The 2,997-nt window shown below is 46.2% G+C and carries 3 protein-coding genes; 2 read left to right on the top strand and 1 reads right to left on the bottom strand.

The window, feature by feature from the left end; translation table 11 throughout:
- Nucleotides 1-330: glutathionylspermidine synthase family protein (locus Q0257_RS02045; protein WP_298020941.1), on the top strand; the 330-nt coding region annotated here is incomplete at its 5' end.
- A gap of 633 nt (nt 331-963) precedes the next feature.
- Nucleotides 964-1,896, top strand: coding sequence for a D-2-hydroxyacid dehydrogenase (locus Q0257_RS02040; RefSeq protein ID WP_298020938.1), 933 nt, complete (start codon nt 964-966; stop codon nt 1,894-1,896).
- A 189-nt stretch (nt 1,897-2,085) separates the two neighbouring features.
- Here the strand turns inward: Q0257_RS02040 and Q0257_RS02035 are convergent.
- A partial coding sequence (locus tag Q0257_RS02035) for a PepSY-associated TM helix domain-containing protein (RefSeq protein ID WP_298020936.1) occupies nt 2,086-2,997 on the bottom strand: 912 nt, incomplete at its 5' end.

Genomic DNA, 2,997 nt, shown 5'->3' with positions numbered 1-2,997 from the left:
TATCCGAACCACCCGCTGCTGCTGCAAAGCTCCTTTTCGCCGATCATCGGCAAAAAGATGATCAAAAAGCCGTTTTTGGCGCGCGAGGGAGCGAACGTGGCGATTTTTGACGCAGACGGCAAAAAGATAGAGGAAAACGGCGGAGAATACGAAAATCAGAAATTTTTATATCAGGAATTTTACGAGCTAAACAAAGACGAGCGCGCCCAGAGCTACCAAGCGGGGGTGTTTTTCGCCTATGAAAGCTGCGCGCTGGGCTTCCGCAAGGGCGGCGAGATACTCAATAATCTCTCAAAATTTGTAGGGCACTACATCGAGGATGCGAAATAGCGGCACGGCAAATTTTATAAAATTTGAGAAATTTTAAGGCGGAGTAGTTTAGCGGCAAGGCTCTGCCGGCGGTAAATTTTATCGCTCGTAGGCAACGGCAAATTTGTCGCTCGGTAGCAAAATTTAACGCTAGGAGACTACGGCAAAATTTAACGTAGCGACGCGACTGGAATTCTGCGCGGATAAATTTCGCGCAAGTTAAATTTGCGCGAGCTAAAATTCCGCGCGGAGTAAGATTTGCGCGAGCTAAATTTTAAAATTTAAACGCGAACGGCGGCGGGCGATTAAATTTATCTCTCGCTTCTGCATAAATTAGAATTTCAAATTTAGACGCAGGTTTCAACGGCAGTAAAATTTACCGCTTATTTTGATGCGAGTTAGAATTTTAAAATTTAACGCCGCGCGCGCTACAAGCATTAAATTTCGCGAGGACAGAATTCGCGATAGTTAAATTTTGCGAGAGTAAATTTTGCAATAGTAAAATTTCGCTAGAGTAAATTTACGCAATAGCTAAATTTCGTGAGGTTAAAATTTGCCGTTTAGACGCCGTGTTCCAAAACTGTGCGACGGAATTTAACGGCTAAATTTAACCGCGCGGCTGCGGCTTAAATTTTAAAATGCAAAGGGGAAAATATGAAAATCGTATGTTTGGATGCCGCGACGCTGGGAAGCGATGCCGATCTTAGCGAGATCGCGAGCTTGGGCGAGTTTGAAAGCTACGAGATGACCGAGCCCGCGCAAACTGCGCAGCGCCTAGCGGGCGCGGGTATCGTCATAACCAACAAAGCCCTAATCACGGATGAAATCATGGCGCAAACCGCGCTTAAACTGATCTGCGTCAGCGCCACGGGCACGAATAACATCGACATGCAGGCCGCGCAGGCTCGCGGCATCGCGGTGAAAAACGTAGCGGGCTATTCGACGAACAGCGTCGTGCAGCAGACCTTCACGTCACTGTTTGCGCTAACCAACGCGCTCGGATACTACGCGGATTACGGCAGCAGCGGCAAATGGTGCAAGAGCGAAATTTTTACTCACATTGACGCGCCCATCAGCGAAATTTACGGCAAAGAATTTGGCGTCATCGGGCTTGGACAGATCGGTGCAAAGGTCGCCCGCATCGCCGCCGCGTTCGGCGCGAACGTGAGATACTACTCCACTAGTGGCGCGAACGATAACGGCGAGTTTGCCAGAGTGAGCCTGGACGCGCTTTTGAGGGCATGCGACATTATCTCGATCCACGCCCCGCTAAATGAAAAAACGGTGGGATTAATCGGCGAGGCGGAGCTTGCGAAGATGAAAGAGGGGGCGATCTTGATGAATTTCGGCCGCGGCGGCATCGTGGACGAGGAGGCGCTGGCTCGCGCCGTGGACGAACGAGGCCTACGCACGGCGCTTGACGTGCTGCAAACAGAGCCGATGAGGGCGGATCATCCACTGCTGCGCGTGAAAAATCGCCGCAACGTCATCATCACGCCTCACATCGCATGGGCTAGCATAGAGGCCCGCAAGCGGCTGATAAAGATGATCGCGCAAAATATCAGGGATTTTATGAGCGGCAAATAAGTGCGATTGAAACGCCGAAGCAAATTTAACAAAATCAAGATGCGGCGAAAGGCTCACAAAGGCTCTGCACATGGTATTTCAAAGCGCTACACATAAAATTTTATTAACTGAAAAGAAGCGATACCGTTTCGAGTAAAATTTTAAATTTACGCCGCGAATAAGCTATCTCTCCGCTTTGAATTTATAGATTTATCTTTTCTTGCAAATTCTTTTTATGCTCATCCAAAATCCCGTAACTATAAAAAATAACACTGAAATCGCCGCTACGCAAAATAATAACTTACCCGCCTCGCCGAAGATATAGCCCGAATGCACGCTCAAAACGGCTTTATGTATAGCAAACGGGCGCGGCATGGTACTTTTCGCATCATCATAGCGAGCATGCCGCAAGATGCCCTTTTTAACGTTTACGCTCATCGTGTTCATATGCTCTTCGCCCTCTTCGCCTTTATCGAAATAAAAGATCATAAAATTTTCTCCATCTTTTTGAGCGATGATATTAAAGAATTCGTAGTTTTCACCGCGTTCGCGCTTAAAAATATCAAGTGCCGTCTGCAAATTTAAAATTTTATCTTCATCCTCAAGCGAAAATCCTCGCACTTCGGTAAAACTCGTTTTTCTAAAAATTTCCTTTTCCCCTAGCGCTCTGTTGGTGATTTTGGCTATCCAATCATACGACCAATAAAGCCCGCTAGCGCTTATCGTAAGCAAAACGGGCAACAGCAAAACTCCGACTGCGCCGTGCAAGCTATATAAAAACGCATAACCTCTAGCTTTAAAATTTATCCTAAATGCACGTAAATTTTTCCCTCTAAAGCTAGGATAATAAATCACCGCACCTGAAATTAAGACCAAAATAAACATAACCGTGCTAAGCGCCACGATATTTTTGCCTATTAGCCGCAGAGTTTCGTTTTTGCTTAGCCCAAATCCTAGATTAGTATGTAGGTTTAGCATTACACCGATAAACGTATCGCCTATGTTTTCCGAAGTAATTTCGCCGCTATAAGGATCTATAAAATATGATTTAAACTCTCCGCCAGAATCTGTACCGGAAAGCCTAATCGCCTCATTTTTATTTTGAGGAATTCTATAATAACT

Source organism: uncultured Campylobacter sp., assembly GCF_938018035.1.
GTDB lineage: Bacteria > Campylobacterota > Campylobacteria > Campylobacterales > Campylobacteraceae > Campylobacter_B.
The sequence above is the reverse complement of the archived record's forward strand: the minus strand, read 5'-3'. Positions and strand labels throughout refer to the sequence as shown.

What these genes read in the sequence shown, in the direction of transcription:
- Q0257_RS02040 (WP_298020938.1), top strand. Translation starts at nt 964, where the DNA reads ATGAAAATCGTATGTTTGGATGCCGCGACGCTGGGAAGCGATGCCGAT.